General features: G+C 70.8%; 16 protein-coding genes. 8 read left to right on the top strand and 8 right to left on the bottom strand.

The window, feature by feature from the left end:
- Positions 1 to 3 precede the first annotated feature (3 nt).
- Genes GQQ95_RS16530 through GQQ95_RS16540 form a run of 3 tightly spaced genes read right to left on the bottom strand, consistent with a single transcriptional unit; the run spans position 4 to position 3,535 of the window.
- Positions 4 to 672, bottom strand: a complete 669-nt coding sequence (locus GQQ95_RS16530; protein ID WP_157428719.1) for a TetR family transcriptional regulator — start codon at positions 670 to 672, stop codon at positions 4 to 6.
- A complete protein-coding gene (locus tag GQQ95_RS16535; RefSeq protein ID WP_343032771.1) occupies positions 669 to 1,613 on the bottom strand; it encodes a shikimate dehydrogenase in 945 nt (314 codons plus the stop codon). Before GQQ95_RS16535 ends, GQQ95_RS16530 begins: the two co-directional genes overlap by 4 nt.
- Positions 1,610 to 3,535, bottom strand: coding sequence for a bifunctional sugar phosphate isomerase/epimerase/4-hydroxyphenylpyruvate dioxygenase family protein (locus tag GQQ95_RS16540; RefSeq protein ID WP_157428720.1), 1,926 nt, complete (start codon positions 3,533 to 3,535; stop codon positions 1,610 to 1,612). Before GQQ95_RS16540 ends, GQQ95_RS16535 begins: the two co-directional genes overlap by 4 nt.
- 133 nt (positions 3,536 to 3,668) lie before the next feature.
- On the opposite strand from GQQ95_RS16540, the gene GQQ95_RS16545 reads away from it, so the two are divergent.
- Positions 3,669 to 4,436 (top strand): IclR family transcriptional regulator, encoded by a 768-nt coding sequence (locus GQQ95_RS16545; RefSeq protein WP_170297107.1) that lies wholly within the window; start codon positions 3,669 to 3,671, stop codon positions 4,434 to 4,436.
- 2 nt (positions 4,437 to 4,438) lie between these two features.
- A complete protein-coding gene (locus GQQ95_RS16550) occupies positions 4,439 to 5,203 on the top strand; it encodes an IclR family transcriptional regulator (protein WP_157428722.1) in 765 nt (254 codons plus the stop codon).
- A 111-nt stretch (positions 5,204 to 5,314) separates the two neighbouring features.
- On the opposite strand, the gene dctP is transcribed toward GQQ95_RS16550, so the two are convergent.
- Positions 5,315 to 6,373: a TRAP transporter substrate-binding protein DctP gene (gene dctP / locus GQQ95_RS16555; protein WP_157428723.1), complete on the bottom strand. Its 1,059-nt coding sequence runs from the start codon at positions 6,371 to 6,373 to the stop codon at positions 5,315 to 5,317.
- Between the two features lie 323 nt (positions 6,374 to 6,696).
- Between dctP and GQQ95_RS16560 the strand changes: the two genes are divergently transcribed.
- Both GQQ95_RS16560 and GQQ95_RS16565 read left to right on the top strand, forming a co-directional pair.
- Positions 6,697 to 7,812, top strand: coding sequence for a Gfo/Idh/MocA family protein (locus GQQ95_RS16560; RefSeq protein ID WP_212275524.1), 1,116 nt, complete (start codon positions 6,697 to 6,699; stop codon positions 7,810 to 7,812).
- Complete coding sequence (locus GQQ95_RS16565; protein WP_157428725.1) at positions 7,809 to 9,170, top strand: FAD-dependent oxidoreductase; 1,362 nt, start codon at positions 7,809 to 7,811, stop codon at positions 9,168 to 9,170. The genes GQQ95_RS16560 and GQQ95_RS16565 overlap by 4 nt, the downstream gene beginning before the upstream one ends.
- An 18-nt stretch (positions 9,171 to 9,188) precedes the next feature.
- Here GQQ95_RS16565 and GQQ95_RS16570 read toward each other — a convergent pair whose 3' ends face one another.
- From GQQ95_RS16570 to GQQ95_RS16585, 4 genes are all read right to left on the bottom strand, one after another.
- Positions 9,189 to 9,641, bottom strand: coding sequence for a type II 3-dehydroquinate dehydratase (locus GQQ95_RS16570; RefSeq protein WP_212275526.1), 453 nt, complete (start codon positions 9,639 to 9,641; stop codon positions 9,189 to 9,191).
- A 73-nt stretch (positions 9,642 to 9,714) separates the two neighbouring features.
- Complete coding sequence (locus GQQ95_RS16575; protein ID WP_157428726.1) at positions 9,715 to 10,995, bottom strand: TRAP transporter large permease; 1,281 nt, start codon at positions 10,993 to 10,995, stop codon at positions 9,715 to 9,717.
- A 4-nt stretch (positions 10,996 to 10,999) separates the two neighbouring features.
- Complete coding sequence (locus tag GQQ95_RS16580) at positions 11,000 to 11,665, bottom strand: TRAP transporter small permease (RefSeq protein ID WP_157428727.1); 666 nt, start codon at positions 11,663 to 11,665, stop codon at positions 11,000 to 11,002.
- Between the two features lie 206 nt (positions 11,666 to 11,871).
- Positions 11,872 to 14,589 carry an outer membrane protein assembly factor BamB family protein gene (locus GQQ95_RS16585; RefSeq protein WP_157428728.1) on the bottom strand — a complete coding sequence of 906 codons (2,718 nt, stop codon included), beginning with the start codon at positions 14,587 to 14,589 and terminating at the stop codon, positions 11,872 to 11,874.
- A 322-nt stretch (positions 14,590 to 14,911) separates the two neighbouring features.
- On the opposite strand from GQQ95_RS16585, the gene GQQ95_RS16590 reads away from it, so the two are divergent.
- From GQQ95_RS16590 to GQQ95_RS16605, 4 genes are read left to right on the top strand one after another with little or no spacing between them, the layout of a single operon-like run.
- Complete coding sequence (locus GQQ95_RS16590) at positions 14,912 to 16,375, top strand: aldehyde dehydrogenase family protein (RefSeq protein WP_157428729.1); 1,464 nt, start codon at positions 14,912 to 14,914, stop codon at positions 16,373 to 16,375.
- A complete protein-coding gene (locus GQQ95_RS16595) occupies positions 16,372 to 17,247 on the top strand; it encodes a citryl-CoA lyase (protein WP_157428730.1) in 876 nt (291 codons plus the stop codon). The genes GQQ95_RS16590 and GQQ95_RS16595 overlap by 4 nt, the downstream gene beginning before the upstream one ends.
- An 11-nt stretch (positions 17,248 to 17,258) precedes the next feature.
- Positions 17,259 to 19,022: a thiamine pyrophosphate-binding protein gene (locus tag GQQ95_RS16600; protein ID WP_157428731.1), complete on the top strand. Its 1,764-nt coding sequence runs from the start codon at positions 17,259 to 17,261 to the stop codon at positions 19,020 to 19,022.
- Between the two features lie 42 nt (positions 19,023 to 19,064).
- Positions 19,065 to 21,785 carry a TIM barrel protein gene (locus GQQ95_RS16605; protein ID WP_212275528.1) on the top strand — a complete coding sequence of 907 codons (2,721 nt, stop codon included), beginning with the start codon at positions 19,065 to 19,067 and terminating at the stop codon, positions 21,783 to 21,785.
- Positions 21,786 to 21,843: the final 58 nt, after the last annotated feature.

Consider the following 21,843-nt stretch of genomic DNA (forward strand, 5'->3'; position numbering starts at 1 on the left):
GGGTCAGCGGGCGGTGCGCCGACGATCCGTCATCGTCGCGATGACCATGTCGCCGATGAGCCGGCGGTGGGAGTCCTGCAGCGCGGGGTCCAGCATGTCCCGGTCGAAGATGGCCGCGAACGTGTGCCGGTTGGCGACGTGGAAGCACGCGTACGCGCTGATCACCATGTGCACGTCGAGCGCGTCGACGTCGTCGCGGAAGATGCCGGCCTCGACGCCCCGCGCGATGACCTGCTCCAGGAGGGTGATGGCCGTGACGTTCTCGCGCATGATGGTCTCGGACTGGCGGAGGTGCTCCGCGCGATGGATGTTCTCGATGCTCACGAGCTGGATGAACGCCTCGTGGGTCGTGTGGTGGTCGAAGGTCGCCTCGGCGAGCTTCCGGAGCGCCTCGTCGGGTGCGAGCTCATCGATCTGGATGCCGCGTTCGACGCGGCGGATCTGCGCGTACACGCGCTCGAGGACCGCGAGGTAGAGGCCCTCCTTCGAGCCGAAGTAGTAGTAGATCATGCGCTTCGTCGTGCGGGTGCGCGCGGCGATCTCGTCTACGCGCGCACCGGCGTAGCCGTTCGCGGCGAACTCCGCGGTCGCGACCTCGAGGATGTCTCCCTGCGTGCGGATCGCGCGCTCGGTCATCCCGGTGTCGCGCACCTCGGCCAGCCGATCGGTCATTGCGAACTCCCTCCAGCGCCGGACGGTCCCTCGTCGCGGATGAGGGCACGGAAGTGCCGCTCCATCCGCTCACGATCGGGCGTCGAGCCCGTGATGATTCGGAGACTAGCGCATGCCTGCCCGACGGCCATCGGCCCGCCGTCGAGCACGGCGTGCCCCCGTTCGGCCGCGCGCCGGACGAGCTCGGTCTCGAGTGGCCGGTAGACGACGTCCGAGACCCAGGCGCCATCGCGCAGCAGCCCGACGTCGAAGGCGATGCCCGGATGGTGCGCCATCCCGAGCGGGGTCGCGTGCACGACGCCGTTCGTCCGCCGGATGGCCTCCGGCAGCTCGTCGGGCGCGACCGCCGTGATCGCCTGTTCCCGGAAGTGGGCCCGCATGCGGGCGGCGAGCTCCTCGGCCCGGGCCCCGTCCACGTCCGACAGGTCGAGTCGTTCGGCTCCCTTCACGAGGAGGGCGTAGGCGGTCGCCGCGCCGGCCCCGCCGCATCCGATCTGCACGACACGCTCGAACGAGGCGCCGGGCAGTCCCGTCGTGAGGCCGTCGCGGTACCCCATCCAGTCGGTGTTGTACCCGACCATGCGGTCGCCGTCGAACAGCACGAGGTTCACGGCGCCGAGGCGCGCGGCATCCGCGTCGAGCTCGTCGACGAGGTCGAGCACGAGCTGCTTGCACGGGTGGGTGATGTTCATCGCGTGGAAGCCGGCGGATGCGGCGTCCTCGAGGAGCGCGCCCACATCGGTCGCCGGCCGGCCGAGCTCGATGAGGTCGAGGATGCGGTACTCGTACGGCAGGCCCAGTTCCCGCGCCTCGGCCTCGTGCATGGCCGGTGTGAGGGACGCGGTGATGCCCTCGCCGATCAGGCCGACGAGGTAGCCGCCCTCGCCGCGGCCGGGGCCGGGGCCGTGGGCGGGGGCGTCGATGGGAGTCCCGCCGGTCACGAGGCGACCGGGTTCGCGAGGCCGACCTGTCGGACGGCATGACGGTGCCGGTACTGGGACGCCAGCCGAACGGGCGCGTTCGGCGCACCGTAGCCCGCGTAGCCGCCACGCCGCTCGACCACCTCGAGGAAGACGGTTCCGACCGGATGCGTGTAGAAGTGGAGGAACTCCCCGACCCCATCCCGGTCGTACATGACGTTCAGCTCCCTCAGTTGCTCGAGGAGGCCCGGCTCCAGCTCGTGGCGCGCCTGCAGGTCGTCGTAGTGGTTGTCCGGGATGTCGAGGGGTTCGAAGCCCCGGCCGCGCGCGGCTCGTGCGAGGGACAGGGCGTCGGATGTCGCGAAGGCGACGTGCTGGGGGAGGATCGCGTCCGCACTCGCACCCGAGGGCACGAGGTTGAGCGCGACCCGGAGGACCCCGTCGCTGCTCCGGAGGACCTGGCTGCGGATGAGCCCCACCGGTGCGGCCACCTCGGTCGTCGGCTCCGTGCGCAGGTCGAGGACCGCGTGGAAGAAGAGCACCGCGGCGTCGAAGTGCTCCCAGGGCTGGGCGAGGTTGACGTGGTCGACGCGCTCGATCGACGGCGGGTCTCCGTCGTCAGGCCGGCCGAACTCGCGCACCCACTGCGGTTCGGCTCCGCGCACGGCACCGAAGAACACCTCGGAGCCGTCGGGTGCCCGAACGCCGAGGAGGGGCTCCTCGCCGCTCGCCTCCTCCCGGGGGACGGCGGGCGCGTAGAGGCCTCGAGCGCGGTCGGCACCGGCGGCCGGATCCTGGACGGAGAGGCCGATGCCGGCGACGGTCGGCTGGTCCTGCTCCGCCTCGGGCGCGCCGAGGACGATCCGTGCGGCGCCCTGCGACCACAGCTCGACGTCCTTGCTCCGGTGCGCTCCGTGCGCGCGGAAGCCGAGCTGCCGGAGCAGGTGCCGCAGTTCGCGGAGGTCGCCGGTTCGCAGCTCGACGTAGGTCACCTCGGCGGGTGGCGACACGGCGGGGAGGAGGGTCGTCGCCATGCGAACGCGGTGCGCTCCTGCGCCCTCGTCGGGGACCGCGGCCGCCTCCGAGGTTGAGCCCGCGCCCTCGTCCGAGCCCCGGCGGGCCCGGCGGGTCGCCACGGCCGTCTCGTGCTCGAGCCAGCGGAGGGAGCGCCGGGCGTGGACCGCCGTGGCGAACGGGTCCGCCTGCCGGAACGTGTCGTTGAAGATCTCGAGCGAGACGGGGCCGTCGTAGCCGGTTCGGACGAGGTGCCCCATGAAGCCGCCGAGGTCGAAGTCGCCTTCGCCGGGGAAGAGTCGGTGGTGACGGCTCCACGAGAGCGCGTCCATCGAGAGGAGCGGGGCGTCCGCCATCTGGACGAAGAAGATCCGGTCGGCCGGGATGTCCTCGATCCCCGCGGGATCGTGCCCCTTCGAGAGGATGTGGAAGCTGTCCAGGCACAGGCCGACCCGCGGGTGCGCGGCGAGGCCCACGATGCGGGCGGCGGCGTCGAAGCTGTCGACGAAGGTGCCCCAGGCAAGGGCCTCGTACGCGACGCGGACGTCGAAGCGCTCGGCCAGGTCCCCGAGCTGGCGCAGCTGGCCCGCCGCGAGGTGCTCGTCGCCGCTCGTCGCCGTCGCGACGTTGCTGCACAGCAGCATGGTCCGGATGCCGAGACGATGCATGAGGGCGAACTTCGCCGCGGCACGGCGGAGGTTCCGGTCGAGCAGCTCCTGGCCGACGCCCTCGAAGTCCCGGAACGGCTGGTACAGGTCGAGGGACAGCCCGAGCTCCTCGGCTCGCGCCCGGACGGCCTCGGGCGACAGGGGAGAGGCGATGAGATCCGGTTCGAAGACCTCGACGCCGTCGAAGCCCGCCGCGCGCGCGGCGACGAGCTTCTGGTCGAGCGTGCCGCTCAGGCAGACCGTGGCGATCGATGTGCGCATGGCGCCCTTCTGCGGCATCCGGTGCCCGGCCCGCGTGACTCTCGAAACAGCATTGCATCTGTGTGTACTAACTAGTACGTTCGAACGCGAAGCGCGATCGACGACGATTCAAGCCGCTGAGAGGGGAAATTCGATGACGAGTCTCGCCGAATGGAACAGCAGTCCCGCCGGGCCCACCGCCCCGGTCGCCCCGGTCGCCGTGCTCGATCGGATCATCGCGATCCTCGACGCCGTGAAGGACTCCGCGGGCCCGATCTCGATCACCGACCTCGCGCTGCGCACGGGGCTGCCGAAGTCGACCGTCTCGCGCCTGGTGGCGGAACTGACCGCCCAGCGCTACCTCGAGCGCGTCGACGACGGCGTCCGGCTCGGCCTCCGCCTCTTCGAACTCGGTGCGCGCGCGAGCCTGCCGCGCCGGCTGCTCGCCGCCGCCGCACCCGTGATCCGGCAGCTGAGCGAGGTCACCGGCGAACGCATCGGCCTCTGGGTGCAGCAGGGGACCGACATGGTGTCGATCGCCGCCGCCGGTGGGCGCCTCCCGATGCTCCCGACGCGCGCCGGCATGCACTCGCCGGCCCTGACCACCGCCAGCGGCAAGGCCTACCTCGCGTTCTGCGCCGATCAGGGCATCGTCGACCGGGTGAGCGCGCCGCTCGTCGAGGACGACGCCGACCACTTCCGGAACGAGCTCACGCACGTCCGCGCCTCGGTCGTCGCGATGGACCTGGAGGTCTCCTACCCCGGGATCCTCGCCGTCGCGAGTCCCGTCCTGTCGGGAGGCCGGGTGGTCCTCGGGGCGATCTCGATCGCCGGCCCGAGCGGAGCGATGGACCCGAACCGCGTGGCACCCCTGGTCCGTGCCGCGGGCACGACCGTCGGCCGCCGACTGACGGCAGCCTGACCATGCGTACCGCGGACTGGACCGATTCGGTCAGCGTGCTCGACCGCGTGACGGCCGTCTTCGACGCGTTCGGCGAGGACGACGAGGGCCTCGGCGTCTCCGAACTCGCCCGGCGCGCGAACCTGCCGAAGTCCACCGTCTCGAGGATCGCGGCCGACCTGGTCGGCCAGCGATTCCTCGAGCGCGACGGTGACAAGTTCACCCTGGGGGTCCGGCTCTTCGAGCTGGCCATCACCGTCGAGGAGCCGCGACGGCTGCGCCACCTCGCCCTCCCCGTCATGACCGAGCTGCGCGAGGTGACCGGCCGGGCCGTGAACCTGGCCGTGCTCGAGGGACCGGACGTCGTCTTCCTGATGACGGTCCGCGCCGATCCCGCCGAGGCGCCTTCGGCGCGGGTGGGCGGCCGCCTTCCCGCGTATGCGACGGCGCTCGGGAAGGCGATCCTCGCATTCTCGCCTCCGGCGGCGGTCGAGCGCGTCATCGAGGGCGGCCTGCACCCGCGGACCCGGTGGACGATCTCCGACGCGTCGGAGTTCCGGCGCGAGTTGACCGGCATCCGCCGGCTCGGCGTGGCCACCGAGAAGGAGGAGTGCGTCCTCGGCCGCGCCTGCGTGGCGAGCCCGGTCCTCGGACCGGGCGGCGTGCCCATCGCCGCGATCTCCGTGGCCGGGTCGGCCGCATCGGTGGTGCCCGAGCGGATGGCCTCGGCCGTGCGTGCGGCCGGGATCACGCTCGGTCGCCGCATCGAGGCCTCGCGCACCGACTGACGACGGGGCGACGGATGCCGCGGACGTGCGAGCGGTCCACGGGCCGGAACGGCGAACGGCGAACGGGGCGGGTGCGCATGCGCACCCGCCCCGTTCGCCGTGGCGCCGAGCTCAGCCGGCTGTCTCCCGGATGGCCTGGTAGGCCTCGAGGTTCTCACCGGTGAAGTAGCCCTCGAAGTACTCCTCGGCCTTGCTTCGGAAGGCATCCATGTCGATGTCGTCCTGCTCGACGACCGTGAAGGCGTCGTTCGCGCGATACTCGTCGAGGATCTTCTCCGTCTCCTCCTCCACGCAGTCCGCGTTCTCGGGCCGGATCTCGTGGATGGTCTCCTCGAGCAGCGCCGTCTGCTCCTCGCTCAGCTTCTCGTACGTCTTGTCGCTGACGATGATCCAGTGGATGCCGACGTTGTGGTCGTTGAGGATCGCGGTGTTGAGCACCTCGTCGTAGCTCGACGAGCGCGTCGCGACGATGGGGTTCTCCTGGCCGACCGCGATGCCCTGCTGCAGTGCGGTGTACACCTCCTCGACGGCGACCGAGACGGGGTTCGTCACGCCGAGCGCCTCGGCGTTCGCGAGGAAGATCGGCGAGTTCGGGAACCGGATCGGCACGCCGGCCAGGTCGTCGGGGCTGCGCACCTCGACGTCCTTGGTCGTGAACGTGCGGTTGCCGAAGAACCATCCGTCGACGATGTTGACGCCGGTGGCCTCGTGGAAGCCCGTGAACAACTCCTCCGAGCTCTCGTCGATCCACTGGAAGGCGTGGTCCACGTCGTCGAACGCGTAGGCGGCATCGACGACGCCGATGGGCTCGTACGTCGCGCTGAGCGCGGAGGCGCCCTGCAGGTCGATGTCGATGTCGCCCGCCTGGACCTGTGGGAAGCGGTCGGCGTCGGGTCCGAGCTGGCTCGCCGGGTAGAGGTCGACGGTCAGGCCGATGTCGGCCTCCTCGAGCCGCTCCTTCAGGAGTTCGACGCCGCAGTAGTAGTTCGGCGTCTGCTCGTTCTGGCTCGTCGCCACGGTGAGGGTGACCGGCGTGTTCTCCGAACCGGCCGCGTCGCCCGTCTCGTCGGGGCCGGAGCCGCCTCCGGCGCAGCCGGTGACGACGAGGGTGGTTGCTGCGAACACCGACGCGGCGATGATGCCTCGGCGCGTCGATCGGGCTGTGCCCATGGGACTCTCCTCTTGTTCTCCGCACGTCTTCGTGCAAGGTCTGACGTGAGATTCGATGGCCGACGCGCGACGTCCGGATCGACTCGACTCCGCACTGGGCGAGATCCTCGTCGACCACGCTGTCACGTTGCGGCCCGGTGGCAGTGCCGACTCTGACGGACTTCGAACGGTTCGCAAAGCGATGTCCCGTCGAGTGGAACATGCGGTCGGGGCCGCCGGGAGATGCCCTCACCGCTGAGTGGAACGACCCCCGCGGGTCGGTTCATCCTGCCATACGCTCGGGTCTTCGCACCGGCTCGACGTCGTTGACGCAGGGAGGTCCCGTGACCGAGCACGAACCACCCCCGATCCGCATCGGCGTCGTCGGAACGGGCTTCATGGGCCGGCAGCACCTCGAGTTCATCCGGGCCGCTCCGGGGGCGACGCTCGCAGCGGTCGCCGACCCGGTGCCCGCCCCGGAAGCGGGGCGCGGCCTGCCGGGCTACGAGGACGCCGGCTCGATGCTCGCGGCCGAGGACCTCGACGCGGTCGTCATCGCCAACCCGAACGCGCTCCACGTCGATACCGCGCTCGACTGCCTCGAGGCCGGCGTCGCGGTCCTCGTCGAGAAGCCGGTCGCGATGGCGTACGCCGAGTCCCGCCGCCTCGTCGCCGCGGTCGCCCGCCTCGATGGACGGCTCCTGGTCGGGCACCATCGACGACACCATCCCGCCGTGGCGCGAGCTCGCGCCGCGATCCAGGAGGGAGAGCTCGGCTCGGTCGTCGCCGTCGGCGGGATCTGGTCGGCGCGCAAGGACGACGCGTACTTCGCCGAGACGTCCTGGCATCGTCGACCCGGCGCCGGGGTGCTGCTGATCAACGTCGTCCACGACCTCGACCTCCTGCGCCACCTCTGCGGCGAGGTCGCCGAGGTGCAGGCGATGACCAGCTCCCACGCTCGCGGCCTGGAGGTCGAGGACACGGTGTCCCTGAGCCTGCGGTTCGAGTCGGGCGCGGTGGGGAGCCTGCTCGCCTCGGATGCCGGAGTCTCGCCCTGGGGCTGGGACCAGGCCACGGAGGAGACCCTCGCCTTCCCGTACCTCCCGGACGGGGTGGCGTACCGGGTCGTCGGCACGCAGGGTGCGCTGTCGGTGCCGAACCTCGCGAGGTACGCCTACGATCCCGCGGTCCCGGCGGACTGGCACTCCCCGTTGTCGCGCACCTATCTCCCCGTCGCCCCGCGCGGCTCGTTCCAGGCGCAGCTGGCCCATTTCATCGACGTCGCGCGCGGCGTGACTCGACCCCTCGTCACGGCGGAGGACGCCTCGCGGACGCTCGCGCTCGTCGAGGCGGCGGCGCTCGCCGCGCGCACGGGTGCGACGGTGGACGTCGCGCAGTTCCGTGCGGCCATCGACGCGCGCGCGACCGAGGGTCCGGCGGACGGCCAGGGGCGGCGATGACGAGGCTCGCGCGCCGCGAATTCGACGCGGTCGTCGTCGGCGGGGGACTCGCGGGACTGGCCGCGGCGCAGCGTCTCGCCGCGCACGGCCGGAGCGTCGCCCTCGTGGAGAAATGCGGCCGGCTCGGGGGGAGTTCCGCGATGAGCGGCGGATGGTTCGCCCTGTCGGGCACCGCGCTCCAGCGTCGAGCCGGCGTCGAGGACTCCGACGAGCGCTTCCTCGCGGACATGGTCGAGAGCGGCGGTGGCGTCGCCGACCCTGCACTGCTGCGAGCGCTCGTGGAAGGCCAGGCGGGCGCCATCGCGGCGATCGATCGAGCCGACGCGTGGACCGGCGAGCTCAAGGTCAGCGCCGGGATGACGCGCGCCCGTGCGCACCTGATCCGGATCGACGCCCTGCTCGCCCATCTCCAGCACGAGGCGGTCTCGGCGGGTGCCGTCCTCCTCCCGGGACTCGCGGCCGGGGGACTGGTCACCGAGGGCGCCCGGGTGGTCGGCGTCTCCTCCGAGCGCGGCGACCTCATCGGGAGCTCGGGCGTGGTCCTCGCCACCGGCGGATTCTCGCGCTCGCGGGAACTGATCGAGCTCTTCGTGCCGGGTCAGGCGGCCGCGATGCCGTACGGCGGGGTCGGCAACACGGGTGACGGCCTTCGCATGGCGTGGCGGCTCGGAGCCGGGCTGGCCGACATCGGGCACGTCGCCGCGACGTACGGCCAGCATCCCGAGACGACGGACGACGAGCATGAACTGCTGACGGCCAACTACCTCGGTGCGATCCTCGTGAACGAGCGCGGCGAGCGCTTCGCGGATGAGTCCGCGTCGTACAAGGTGCTCGGCTCGGCGGTCCTTGGCCAGCCGGGCGGAACGGCCTTCCAGGTCTTCGACTCCGTCGTGCGCGCACGATCGAGGCCGGGCGTCCCGCTCTCCGACATGGAGCGGCTCGAGGAGCTCGGACACCTCGTGAGCGCGCCGACCATCCGCGACCTCGCCCGTGAGCTCGGCGTCCCGGCGGAGCGGTTGGCCCGCACGGTCGCCGAGTACAACGAATCCGTGGCGGGGCGACGCGACGACGCGTTCGGCCGGCTCGGCCTCGTGAACGGGACCGGGAGCCTGGTCCCCGTGGCGAGCGCACCGTTCTTCGCGTACGCCGCCGTGAGCGCGATGACCTCCACCTACGGAGGACTGAGCGTGGCTCCCGACGGATCGGTCAAGCGCGTCGACGGGAGCCGCATCGACGGGCTGTACGCCGCGGGCGAGGTCGTCGGCGGCTTCCACGGTGCCTCGTACATGACGGGGACGGCGCTCACGAAGGCCCTCGTGTTCGGGGCGAGGGTCGCCGACGCGATCGCGCACGGCTGACCGTCGACGCCGCACCGGTCAGGCGGACCCCTCCGAGGCCAGGCGGTGTGCGGCGCGGATGCCCAGCTCGTAGCCGTACACGCCGGCACCGGCGATCACCACGCGCGCGACCGACGAGATGAGCGAACGCTGGTAGACGGCATCCCTGGCATGGATGTTCGTGATGTGCACCTCGACCACCGCGGAGCCGAGCATCCTGAGGGCATCCAGCAGGGGCACGGACCGGAAGCTGAAGCCGGCCGGGTTGATCACGACGACCGCGTCCTCCCGGAAGGCGTCGTGGACCCATTCGACGAGTTCGTGCTCGGCGTTGGACTGCGCGAAGAAGAGCTCGAAGCCGAGTTCCGTCGCCACGCGCTCGCAGTCCGCACGGACGTCCTCGAGCGTCGCCCGGCCGTAGACCTCGGGTTGCCGGGCCCCCAGCATGTTGAGATTCGAGCCGTTCAGGACGAAGAGCCGGCGCGCCATCATGTTCCTCTCCGAGCCGGTCGGCCGTGCTCCGAGATGCCCGCTGCGGTTCGCGCGCACCTCGGAGCCGGCATGGCTACATCAGGCCGAGCAGGGTCGGCAGGCTCGTGACGATCACCGGGAACAGCGTGAGCAGGAGCAGGACGACCCCGAGCGGGATCAGGAACGGAAGGACGCCGCGGAACAGCTCGCCCATCGGTCGCCTGGTGATCGAGCCCACGACGAACAGCACCGCTCCGACGGGTGGTGTCAGCGACCCGATCATGAGGTTCAGGATCATGATGACGCCGAGTTGCACCGGGTCGATCCCGAACTGGCCGATGATCGGCATGAGGATCGGCACGAGCACGAGGATCACCGGCGGCGCCTCGAGGGGGATGCCGAGCAGGATCAGCAGCACGTTCAGCATCAGCAGGAACACGATCGGGTTGTCGGTGAACCCGGTCAGCCACTCGCCCAACGAACGGGAGACCTGCTCGCGGGCGAGCACCTGGCCCATGAGGTTGGACGCGCCGAGGATCAGCAGGATCCCGGCGGAGATGACGACCGTCTCCTTGGCGGCGTTCCAGAACACCCGCCACGTGAGCGTGCGGTAGATCGCACCGAGGATGAGCATGTACACCGCGGCGATGCCCGCGCTCTCGGTGGGGGTGAACAGTCCGCTGAAGATGCCGCCGAGGATGATGACCGGCAGCATCGCCGGGCCGATCACGCGCACGGCCGCCTTGCCGAGCATCGACCCGACGAACGGCTGGCGTTTCGCGACGTCGGGGTGGCGTCGCACCCAGAAGAAGACGTAGGCGGCGAGCCCGAGCGCCATGAGCATGGCCGGGATGATCGAGCCGGCGAAGAGGGCACCGGTCGAGATCGAGGCGGTCGCCGCGAAGAGGACGGCCGGGATGCTCGGCGGCATGACGGTGCTCATGAGCGACCCGGAGGCCGTGAGGCCCGCCGAGAACCCGTACGGGTAGCCGGCCTTCAGCATCTGCGGGATCTGCACCTTGCTCGTCGAGGCGGCGTCGGCGAGCGCCGATCCGCTGATCCAGGAGAACCCGATCGCGGTGCCGAGGTTGACGTAGGCGAGGTTGCCCCGGAGGCGCGGCAGGGCGGCCCGCGCGAGGTCGTAGAGCCGCGTCGCGATGCCGAGCTGGTTGGCGACCGTGCCGACGAAGATGAACAGCGGCACGGCGAGCAGCGGGAAGCTGTTGATGCCGTTCACGATGGAGGAGATCGCGTAGCCCGCCGAGAGGCCCTGGCTGTAGAAGTACAGCATGCTCGACGCGATCATCGCGAAGGCGACGGGCACGCGCAGCAGGAGGAAGACGACGAACAGCAGGAGGTAGAGCCACAGGTCCAAGGAGTCAGCCTTCCATCTCGCCGATGTCGAGCTTGCGCTCCGGGCGGTTCGCGTACGGGATCTTGAAGCCGGAGTGGATCGCCGCCGACAGGAAGCCGACGAGGGCGAACAGGTACAGCACCCCCACCGGCAGGTGCATCGCGGCGCTGAGCCGGCCCCACTCTGTCTCGATCTTCACGAAGGCCTCGTAGGCGAGCGCCAGGCTCGTCGCGACCATGATGACCGCCGAGATGACCCGCAGGGCGACGAAGAGCCGGGTGCCCGCGAGCATCTCGTCGAAGATCTCGAGCACGATGTGGCCGTTGCGGCCGACGAGGTAGCCGGTCGTGATGAAGGTCATGGCGATCATCGACATCAGGGCGACCTCGCCCGCGCCGACCCAGCCCACCGACGGGAAGTAGCGGCCGAGCACCTGGTACATCGTGCCGAAGACGATGAGCGCGAACAGCGCGACGCCGAGCGCGATCTCGATCCTGGAGAGGACGCGGATGAACGCGGGGTCCGCGGGGACGCCGCGGTTCAGCTCCGGCCCGGAGTAGAAGGTGTCGGTGTGCGGGAAGATGGACTCGCCCAGCGCCGCCTCCGTCGCCTTGCGCGGTGCGCGCTCGGGCTCGCCGGCGTCCTCCGGCCCGTCCTGCCCGGGCTCCGGCCCTCGGCCCTCGTCGGTCATGGCGTCACCGCCACGGTGTCAGGATGCATGGTCAACCTCTCTGTTGATGCGGGGCCGGCGTGCTCGCGCACATCGCTGCCCCTGCGACTCTGGTCTGCGATCCGGGACGTGCAAAGTCGAGTCTCGCCGAATGGGACATCTCCCGCACAGACCGATCCGCCCCCGTCCGTGAGGACGGGGGCGGATCGACCGAGCGCCGGGATCGACTACTTGACCACGGTCACGTCCGCCGTGGCGGTGAGCCGCTTCTGGACGCCCTCGTGCAGGAAGTTCGCCTCGAACCGCAGCGACGTCGCCCCCTCCGGCACGTTGTGGTCGAGGTCGGCCTTGTCGATGCGGAGGATCAACCACGAGCGCTTGGTCGCCTTCGTCACCCACGAGCCGGTGGTCCGGACGTCGGCGACCTCGACGGGGTTCGTCGAGAGCGGCGTGATGAGCTGCGCTCCGCCCTCGAACTCGTAGCCGGCGGGAACCTCGAACCTGGCCGTCACCTTCTGGTCGAGGCGGCTGAGCCATCCGCCGCCGTCGCCGAGCTGCAGCCGGCTCGGCGAGAAGGTCAGCGCATCCGCGACCTCCGTCGGTTCGAGGACCACCTCGATCTTGCCCGTGGGGCGCGGGTCCGTGCAGTCGTTGAAGAAGTACTCGCCCGCCCGGTCGAAGGTGTGCTCGTACGTCTCGCCCGGCTGCAGTTCGACGTCGAACTCGCCCTCGAAGAACTGCGTCGCGCAGTGCGCCTTCACGTTCGGGAAGTTGGGGAACGTCTCGGCCCCGGGGTTCCGGAAGGTCACCGTCGTGCCCACCGGCACCCGCAGGTGCGTGGGCTGCATCCCGTTCGTGGACACGCTGTCGCGTGCCGCCGCCGTGTCGTCGGTGCGGCTGGAACGGGCGAGGAGCACGGTGTTGCCGACCGTCTCACCGGCCACCGGAGCGCCGCCCACCGGGCGGCGGATGGTCAGCGGTGCCGTGTCCGGCCCCTCCGGGCTTCCCGACTCGGTCGTGTACGTTCCGCCGAGCTTGAACGCCCAGAGCGAGTCGCCCTGCGTGACGGATGCGCCGTACGGGTTCGTCGATCCCGCGGCGAACACGGCGACGTACTGCTCGCCGTCGACCTCGTAGGTGATCGGCGCGGACGCGATGCCCGAGCCCGTCTGGAAGTTCCAGAGCACCTCGCCGTCCGCGGCATCCATCGCGAGCAGCTCGCCGTCGATCTGTCCGACGAAGAGCAGGTCGGATGCGGTCGCGAGCGGTCCCTGGCCGTGCGACATGTCGGTGCCGAGGTGGTTCCGCCAGGCGACCTCGCCGGTCGACGCGTCGTAGGCGAGGATCCCGCCCGTCTGGTACTGCCCGATGGCGCGCAGGCCGTTCGCCGACGCCCCGTTGTAGTGGGCCACCGGGTTGGCGCCGTACGGGAAGTACACGAGGTTCGTGCTGTGGCTGTACGCGTGGTTCGACCAGTCGCCGCCGCCGTTCTGGCTGGTGGTCGAGAGGATCGGCAGGTCCCACTGCGGGTCGTACATGCAGCCCTCGCGATGACCCGACGGATGCCCCTCGGGATACGTGAGGAACGGCTCGTCGGCCGCGACGTAGCTGTCGGGGTTGAAGACGAGGTTGCCCTCGGCGTCCGGCTGGTACCCGTTGTAGTTGGGTACCCCGCGCCACGGGTCCCCGGGGATGTTCTCGGGGTCGAGCTTCTCCCAGACGAGGCATTCCGGCAGGAGCCGGCTGGTCGGGAACGGCTGGGTCGCCGCGTGGTTCTGGCGCGAGTCGGTGATCATCGGCTTGTCGATCACGGGCAGCACCGGTTCGCCGTTCGTGCGATCGAGCACGAACTGGTGTCCCGACTTGCTGCCGTAGAAGACGACCTTCCGCTCCTCGCCGCCGACCTCGATGTCGGCGAGGGTCGGCGGGTGCACGTTGTCCATGTCCCAGACGTCGTGGCGGATCGACTGGTAGTGCCACTTGTACTCGCCGGTCGCGGCGTCCACGGCGACCATCGTGCTCGAGAAGAGGTTGTCGCCCGGTCGGAGCGACCCGTTCTGCGAGGAGGTGCAGCTGCGCGCGTTGCCGAAGGTCATGAGGTACATGCCGAGTTCGGGATCCACCGCGCCGTGCATCCACGAGGTGGCGCCGCCCTCCTCGGAGCAGTCGGTGCCGTCGGGCAGCACCGGTCCCCAGGTGGCGGACGCATCGAACGTGACGCCGTCCACGCCCGTGAACTCCTGGCCCCGCTTCGGCCCGCCGAAGAAGTGCCACAGGTAGGACCCGTCGGCCGCGTCCAGCGCGACCACCGCGCCGCGATCGCCGTCCGCCGCATGGGCGTAGACGACCCCGTCGGCGTAGACGGTCGCGACCTTGCCGACCCGTCCGAGGTCCTCGCCGGCGGGACCGGTGGGCTCCACGGCCCAGACCTCCGCCCCGGTGGCGGCGTCGAGGGCGACGACGCGGTTGCCTCCGGCGAGCGTGAAGATCTTCCCGTCGCCCGCGGAGACGCCGCGGCGCGTGCCCGACATGCCGAAGACGCTGTTCTCCCACTTCCAGATGGCGTCGCCCGTCGCGCCGTCGACGGCGATGACGCCGCCGCTCGGCGTGTCGAGGTAGATCACGCCGTCCACGACGATGGGGGTCGTCTGCTGTCCGGTGTCGTCGGATGCCGGCGCGACCGCGGACACGTGCGTGCGCCAGGCGGGCGCGAGCTTCTTGAGGTTCCGCTTCGTGATGTCGGTCAGGCCCGAGTAGTGCTGGTTCCCCAGGTTGCCGCCCACCGTGGGCATGTCCGCCCCGGTCGGGTCGAGGCCCGTGAGGCCGACCGGCGGGACCGGCTCGGCCGGTCTCACCAGCGCGGTGGCGGGCGAGGCGGTGATCGTGAGCGCGATCAGCGCCCCGATCCCCGCGATGCCCAACCTCGTGGTCAGTCGTGTGCGCATCCCTTGACTCCTTGATCGTCGTTGATCCGGCGACGGACGGACTCGCGCCCTCCGTCGCCCGGGGGAGCCGGCCCGGCCCCGATCCGGGGATCGAGGCACCCTGCCGACTGTTCGGACGCTAACTCCGGGGGCAGGGCCGGGCAACCGCGCGGCTCATCGAGTGGACCAACTCGCACCGGCGGATGCCGCGCCGAGCGCCGCACGGCGATTTCGGCGCCCCCGCCCGCGACCCATTTCTGCCCAGTGGGACACGCTTTGTCGACGGGTGCGGCGCGTGAATAGCATGCGGCAGTCGGCACCAATGCCCATGGACGGAGTTGTCATGGCCGCTTCAACACCCAGATCCCTGTCGCCTGAACAGGAGCAGGAACTCGACGAGGTGTTCGCCCGCGCCCGGGCGGCGCTCGCGATCATCGAGACGTACGACCAGGACCGGGTCGACCGCCTGATCCGGGCGGTCGCGTGGGCCGTCGCCAACCGCTCCGCGTTCCACCGGCTGGTCGGCATGGGCATCGAGGAGTCCGGCCTGGGCGACTTCGACAGCCGCATGAACAAGCGCATGAAGATCCGGGGCGTGCTCCGGGATGCCCTGCGGAGCCCCTCGGTCGGCATCATCGAGGAGGACGTCGAGAAGGGGCTCGTCAAGTACGGCAAGCCCGTCGGGATCATCGGATGCGTCGTCCCGACCACGAATCCCGACCTCACGCCCGCCGGCAACGCGATCTACGCGATCAAGGCCCGCGACGTCGTCGTGTTCTCGCCGCATCCGCGCTCGAAGGACACGACGCTCGAGACCGTCCGGCTCATGCGAGAGGCCCTGGAGGCCGAGGGCGCCCCGGCCGACATCCTGCAGTGCATCACCCTCCCGAGCCTGACGGCGAGCCAGGAGATCATGCGCCGCGCGGACCTCGTGATCGCCACGGGCGGCCAGGGGCTCGTCAGGGCCGCGTACAGCTCCGGGACGCCCGCCTACGGCGTCGGCGCCGGCAATGCGACCGAATTCGTCGACGAGACGGCGGACCTCCAGGAGACGGCGCGGAACTGCATGCTCTCCAAGACCTCGGACTTCGGCTCGGGCTGCTCCGCCGACGGCAACGTGCTCGTGCCGGCTTCCCGGTACCGGGAGATGCTGGACGCCCTCCAGTCCGAGGGCGGGTACCTCGCGACATCCGACCAGCGCACCGCGCTCCAGTCCGTCATGTGGGACGAGGAGGGGCACCGCCTGCCCGACACCGTCGCGGTCTCGCCGCAAGCGCTCGCCGCGGCGGCCGGCTTCGAGATCCCCGAGGACCGTAGGTTCATCCTCGTGGAGGGCGACGGCATCGGCGAGGACCGCCAGTTCTGCAAGGAGAAGCTCACGACCCTGATGGCCGTGCACGCCTACGTCGGCAGCTTCGAGGACGGCGTCGAGCTCGCCAAGCGCCTCTACGACATCGGCGGCAAGGGACACTCCTGCGGCATCGCGTCGACGGATGACGCGCACATCGACTACTTCGCCAAGCACATGCCGGTCTCGCGCATCATGGTCCGCCAGCCCAACTCGAAGGCGAACGCCGGATCGTTCACGAACGGGATGCCGATGACCTCGTCGATGGGGTGCGGCACGTGGGGCGGCAACATCACCTCCGAGAACGTCTCCCTCCGGCACTACCTGAACACCACGTGGGTCTCGCGCACCATCGCGGAGGACCGGCCGTCCGACGAGGAGCTGTTCGGCGAGTTCTACGACGCCGCGCTCGAGGCTCCGGCCGCGGCGCCGGCCGCGACCTCGGCCTCGGCACGATGAGCGCGACCGACGGCGGGCGGGACCCGCTGACCGGTGAGGCGCCGCAGGCGGTCCTCGACGAGGCCCGGCGATGGTGGCAGACGGACATCATCGACATCCACCCCGGCGAGATCGCGCTCCGCGGCTACCCGATCCAGGAGCTCATCGGCAACGTCGGCTTCGTCGACACGATCTGGCTCATGCTGCGCGGCGAACTGCCCACGCGCGCCCAGGCCGCCCTGCTCGAGGCCGCGCTCGTCGCCTCCGTGGACCACGGCCCGCAGGCGCCGTCGATCGCGATCGCCAGGATGGCGACGACCTGCGGCGTGCCCGTCAACGGCGCGATGGCCTCGGCCATCAACGTGCTCGACGACATCCACGGCGGCCCGGGCGAGCAGTGCATGGAGCTCTACCTCGAGGTGGACGCCGAGCTCGAGGGCGGCGGCGACCTCGACGAGGCGGCGCGGCTCGTGGTGCAACGCCATCGGGATGCGGGCGTCCGCTATCTTCCCGGCTTCGGGCATCGATTCCATCCGCTCGACCCGCGGAAGCACCCCTTGCTCGCGCTCGTCGACGACGCGACCGCAGACGGAGTGGTGACGGGTCGCTTCGCCGCGATCGGCCGCGCGGTGGAGACCGCGATCAACGTGGGCCGGTCCAAGCCGATCCCCATGAACGTCGACGGGGTGACGGCTGTCATCTACTGCGAGCTCGGATTCACGCCGCAGCACGGTCGCGGCGTGTTCATCCTCGCGCGCTCGGTGGGCATCCTCGCGCACACCGTCGAGCAGCTCGCGCAGGGCGGCCGCATCAAGGGACCGGTGCCCAAGAGCATCGGCTACACGTACACGGGACCGGCACGTCGACCGGTGCCCCACGAACGCGAACCATGAAGGAGACCCCGATGAAGGACCTGGTGTCCAACCAGATCGTCAGATACCTCGAGGCGCGCGACGTCGAGCACGTCTTCGGGCTGTGCGGGCACACGAACATCGCACTGCTGGCCGCGCTCGAGAAGAGCGAACGCATCTCCTTCGTGAACGTGCGTCACGAGCAGATCGCCGCGCACGCGGCGGACGGGTACGCACGAGCGGCGAGGCGCACGGGCGTGGTGCTCAGCCACCTGGGCCCCGGGCTGACGAACGCCACCACGGGCGTGGCGAACGCCGCGCTGGACTCCATCCCGATGGTGGTCATCGCGGGCGACGTGCCGACCCATTACTTCGGGAAGCATCCGCACCAGGAGATCAACCTCCACGCCGACGCCGCGCAGTACGAGATCTACCGGCCGTTCGTCAAGCGCGCGTGGCGCGTCGACCAGCCGCACCTCATCGCCGAGGTGCTCGACAAGGCGTTCGCGCTGGCCGAGAGCGGCCGGCCGGGGCCCGTGCTCGTCGACGTGCCGATGGACGTCTTCTCCGCGGAGGTCGACGTCGCGCTCTTCGACAAGGTGGTCGGCAACACCCGGTCGCTCGTTCGCCCCAGCCTCGACGAGGCGGCCGCGGAGCGCATCGTGCAGAACCTCCTGGACGCCGAACGGCCCGTGCTCTACGTCGGCGGCGGCATCGTCGCGGCCGACGCGGCATCCGAGCTCGCGGAGTTCGCGGAGCTGTTGTCGCTGCCCGTCGCGCACAGCCTCATGGGCAAGGGCGCGCTGCCCGACGACAGCGCCCTGGTCCTCGGCATGACGGGGTTCTGGGGAACCGCGTTCACCAACGAGACGACGCGCACGGCCGACTGGATCCTCGCGCTCGGCACCCGGTTCGCCGAGGCCGACTCGAGCTCGTGGTACGCCGAGTACACCTTCGACATCCCGGCCACCAGGCTCATGCAGATCGACATCGATCCGGCCGAGCTGGGTCGCAACTACCCGCTCGAGATCGGCGCGCTGGCCGACCTCAAGTCCGCGCTGACCGTGCTCGTGCGGGTCGCGAGGCGCCTCGCCCCCGACGGGGTGCGGCGCGACGAACTGCTCGCCCGCATCGCGGCGAGCCGGGCGACGGTGAAGCTGGAGAACGCCGAGGCGCAGGTCTCGGACGCCTGGCCGATGCGCCCCGAGCGGATCCTCTCCGAGACCCGCGAGGTGCTCCCGTCCGACGCGATCATCACGACGGATGTCGGGTGGAACAAGAACGGGGTCGGCCAGCAGTTCGACATCCTCACCCCTGGCACGTTCCTCACCCCCGGCGGGTTCGCGACCATGGGCTTCGGCGCACCCGCGGCGGTGGGCGCCAAGATCGCCCGTCCCGACCGCGTCGTCGTCTCGCTCGTCGGCGACGGCGGGTTCGGCCAGAATCCCGCGGTGCTCGCCACCGCCCGGGAGCAGGACGTCTCGGTGGTCTGGGTCGTGATGAACAACAACGCCTTCGGGACCATCGCGGGGCTCGAGAAGGCCGCGTTCGACACGACGTACGGAACCGTGTTCGGCACCGCGGACGACCCCATGTACACCGACTTCGCCGCGATCGCCGAAGCGTACGGGGTCACCGGCATCAAGGTCGACTCCGCCGCCGAGTTCAAGCCCGCCCTCGAGCGGGCGATCGCGCTCGGCGGACCGGTCGTGATCGACGTCTCGATGGTCAACGTGCCGACGCCCACCACGGGGCACTGGAACATCCTCGACATCTACACGCCGGGGGAGACGGTCGAGCACGTCGCGACGGACTGACCCGCGCCGGCGGATCGACCACCCACCCGAAAGGCGGTTCCCATGCACGTCGCACCCGGCCCCGAGCACGTGGCCATCTCGACCGTGTGCCTCTCCGGCACGCTCGAGGACAAGCTGCGGGCCGCGGCCGCGGCTGGCTTCACCGGCGTGGAGATGCTGGAGTACGACCTGGTCATGTCGCCGTGGTCGCCGGCACGCCTGGCCGAGGAGGCCGCGGACCTCGGGCTCTCGCTCGAGGTGTACCAGCCGTTCCACGTCGAGACGGTGCCGTCGGAGCAGTTCGGTGCGGCGCTTCGCCATGCCGAGCGCAAGTTCGACCTCATGGCCGAGCTCGGCGCCCGCGTGCTGGTGTGCTGCTCGTCGCGCACGGCGAACGGCCTCGACGACGAGGACCTCACCGCACAACAGCTGGCAACCCTCGCCGAGTCGGCGGGACGGCGAGGACTGCGACTCGCGTACGAGGCCGTGCCGTGGGGGCGCATCCGCACGTTCGAGGAAGCCTGGCGCGTCGTCCAGCGGGTCGATCACCCGGCGTTGGGCCTGTGCCTGGACAGCTTCCACGTCCTCTCCGGCGGGAACGACCCGGCCGTCATCGCGGAGATCTCCGGCGACAAGGTCTTCCACGTGCAACTCGCGGATGCCACGCGGCCGGCCATGGACGTCCGCGAGTGGAGCCTGCACCACCGCATGTTCCCGGGCCAGGGGTCGCTGGACGTCGCCGGCTTCCTCGGTCGGGTCCTGTCGATGGGGTACACCGGTCCGATCGCACTGGAGGTCTTCAACGACGTCTACCAGCAGGAGGACCCGAGGCATGCGGCCACGGATGCGATGCGGGCGATGCGCGCCCTCGCCGAGACGGTGGCCGCGAGCGGCATGGGCGAGGCCGCCGCGCGGCTCGCGAGCGGCTCCCTGCCGCCGGCTCCGCCACTGGCCGGGTTCGCGTTCGCCGAGCTCGCCGTGGATGAGGTGTCCGGCCCGCTCGTCTCACGCACGCTCGCCGCCCTCGGATTCGCCCATGCCGGACAGCACCGGTCGAAGCCGGTGGAGTTGTGGGAGCAGGGGGAGGCCAGGGTACTGCTCAACCTCGCCCCGCAGCGCTCGATCGCGCCCGCGACCGCGTCGATCGGGTCGATCGCCGTCGAAAGCGCGGACGCGGCGGCGTCCATGCGACGAGCCGATCGGTTGCTCGCTCCCAAGCTCGCCCGGCCTCGCGGTCCAGGTGAGACCGACCTGGACTCGGTGGCGACGCCGGACGGCACGGCCCTCTTCTTCTGCGCCCCGGCCGGTGCCGGCGACTGGCTCGACGACTTCGCGTCGACCGGTGCGGCGGCGGAGCCGTCGCCGTCGCTGCGCGAGATCGACCACGTGTCCATCACCGAGTCGATCGACGACTTCGACCAGTCCACGCTGTTCCTGCGCACGGTGCTGGGGCTCGTGCCCGGAGAGGCCACGGAGATCACCGCTCCCTTCGGCCTCATCCGCAGTTGGTCCGCGCACGATCCCGGACGACGGGTGCGCATCGCGTTGAGCACGACCCCGCTCCGGCGCGGCGACTGGTCGCCGGGGGTGTCGAGCCCGCAGCTGATCGCCTTCGCCACCGACGACGCGATCGCCTGCGCGACGTCGATGCGCGAGCGAGGTGCGCCCCTGCTCGAGATGCCGGCGAACTACTACGACGACCTCGAGGCGCGACTGCCGCTGCCGGCCGGATTCGTCGACCGCCTGCGCGCGAACTCGATCCTCTACGACCGGGACGAGCACGGGGAGTTCCTGCACTTCTTCACGGAGATGCTGGGCTCGCGGATCTTCTTCGAGGTCGTGCAGCGCATCGACGGCTACGACGGCCTGGGCGACCCGCGGAGCGTCCCGCTGCGCATGGCGGCCCACCGCCGACAGCGATTGCGGATGCTGGCGACGGCGCCGACCGAGCCCGAGTCAGAGCACCGGCACGACTACTCGCTCGCGCACCTGACCGCCCTGAGCCTCTCACCGCCCGAACTGGTGGACGCCGCGGCGGCGGCCGGCTACCGGTCCGTGGGCGTGCGCATGACGAAGGTCACGGCGCAGGAGCCCAACTACCCGCTGCCCTACGACCCCGCGTTGATGCGGGCCACCAAGACGCACCTCGCGGCGACCGGCATCGAGGTCCTCGACATCGAACTCGCGCGGTTCACCTCGGGCGACAGCCCGCGCGACTACCTGCGCTTCCTCGAGGCCGGCGCCGAGCTCGGGGCGCGACACGTCATCACGCAGCTGCCCGACGCCGACTTCGCCCGCAAGACCGACCGCTTCGCCGAGCTCTGCGATCTCGCCGCACCGCTCGGGCTGACGATCGACCTCGAGTTCCCGTCGTGGACCGAGACGCCGAACCTCGCCGAGGCGACGAGAGTCCTTCGGGCGGCCGACAAGCCGAACGCCGGACTGCTCATCGACCTCCTGCACTTCGCGAGGTCGCGTTCCAGCGTGGACGACCTGCGGCAGCTGCCCCCGGAATGGTTCCACTACGCCCACGTGTGCGATGCGCCGGGCGAGATCCCCACCACCACGGCCGGCCTCATCCACACCGCGCGCTTCGAGCGGCTCTTCCCGGGCGAGGGCGAGATCGACATGCTCGGCATCCTGTCGGCGTTGCCGACCGGCATCCCGTTCGCGCTGGAGATCCCGCGAGCCACGCTCGTCGCCCAGGTCGGTGCGAAGGAGCACGCTCGCCTCGCGATCGCCGCCGCGCGGCGCCATCTCGACGCGGCCCACGTGCCGGGCTGACAGTCCGAGCCCGCGCTCGCCGCGCCGGCCCCGCCGCGCCCGCCGCGCCGGCCCCGCC

Origin of the sequence: Agromyces salentinus (assembly GCF_009749395.1) — a bacterium.
Lineage (GTDB): Bacteria > Actinomycetota > Actinomycetes > Actinomycetales > Microbacteriaceae > Agromyces > Agromyces salentinus.

Coding starts and splice junctions, on each gene's coding strand:
- GQQ95_RS16530 (WP_157428719.1), bottom strand. CDS start 672: ATGACCGATCGGCTGGCCGAGGTGCGCGACACCGGGATGACCGAGCGC.
- GQQ95_RS16540 (WP_157428720.1), bottom strand. CDS start 3,535: ATGCGCACATCGATCGCCACGGTCTGCCTGAGCGGCACGCTCGACCAG.
- GQQ95_RS16545 (WP_170297107.1), top strand. CDS start 3,669: ATGACGAGTCTCGCCGAATGGAACAGCAGTCCCGCCGGGCCCACCGCC.
- GQQ95_RS16550 (WP_157428722.1), top strand. CDS start 4,439: ATGCGTACCGCGGACTGGACCGATTCGGTCAGCGTGCTCGACCGCGTG.
- dctP (WP_157428723.1), bottom strand. CDS start 6,373: ATGGGCACAGCCCGATCGACGCGCCGAGGCATCATCGCCGCGTCGGTG.
- GQQ95_RS16565 (WP_157428725.1), top strand. CDS start 7,809: ATGACGAGGCTCGCGCGCCGCGAATTCGACGCGGTCGTCGTCGGCGGG.
- GQQ95_RS16570 (WP_212275526.1), bottom strand. CDS start 9,641: ATGATGGCGCGCCGGCTCTTCGTCCTGAACGGCTCGAATCTCAACATG.
- GQQ95_RS16580 (WP_157428727.1), bottom strand. CDS start 11,665: ATGACCGACGAGGGCCGAGGGCCGGAGCCCGGGCAGGACGGGCCGGAG.
- GQQ95_RS16585 (WP_157428728.1), bottom strand. CDS start 14,589: ATGCGCACACGACTGACCACGAGGTTGGGCATCGCGGGGATCGGGGCG.
- GQQ95_RS16590 (WP_157428729.1), top strand. CDS start 14,912: ATGGCCGCTTCAACACCCAGATCCCTGTCGCCTGAACAGGAGCAGGAA.
- GQQ95_RS16595 (WP_157428730.1), top strand. CDS start 16,372: ATGAGCGCGACCGACGGCGGGCGGGACCCGCTGACCGGTGAGGCGCCG.
- GQQ95_RS16600 (WP_157428731.1), top strand. CDS start 17,259: ATGAAGGACCTGGTGTCCAACCAGATCGTCAGATACCTCGAGGCGCGC.
- GQQ95_RS16605 (WP_212275528.1), top strand. CDS start 19,065: ATGCACGTCGCACCCGGCCCCGAGCACGTGGCCATCTCGACCGTGTGC.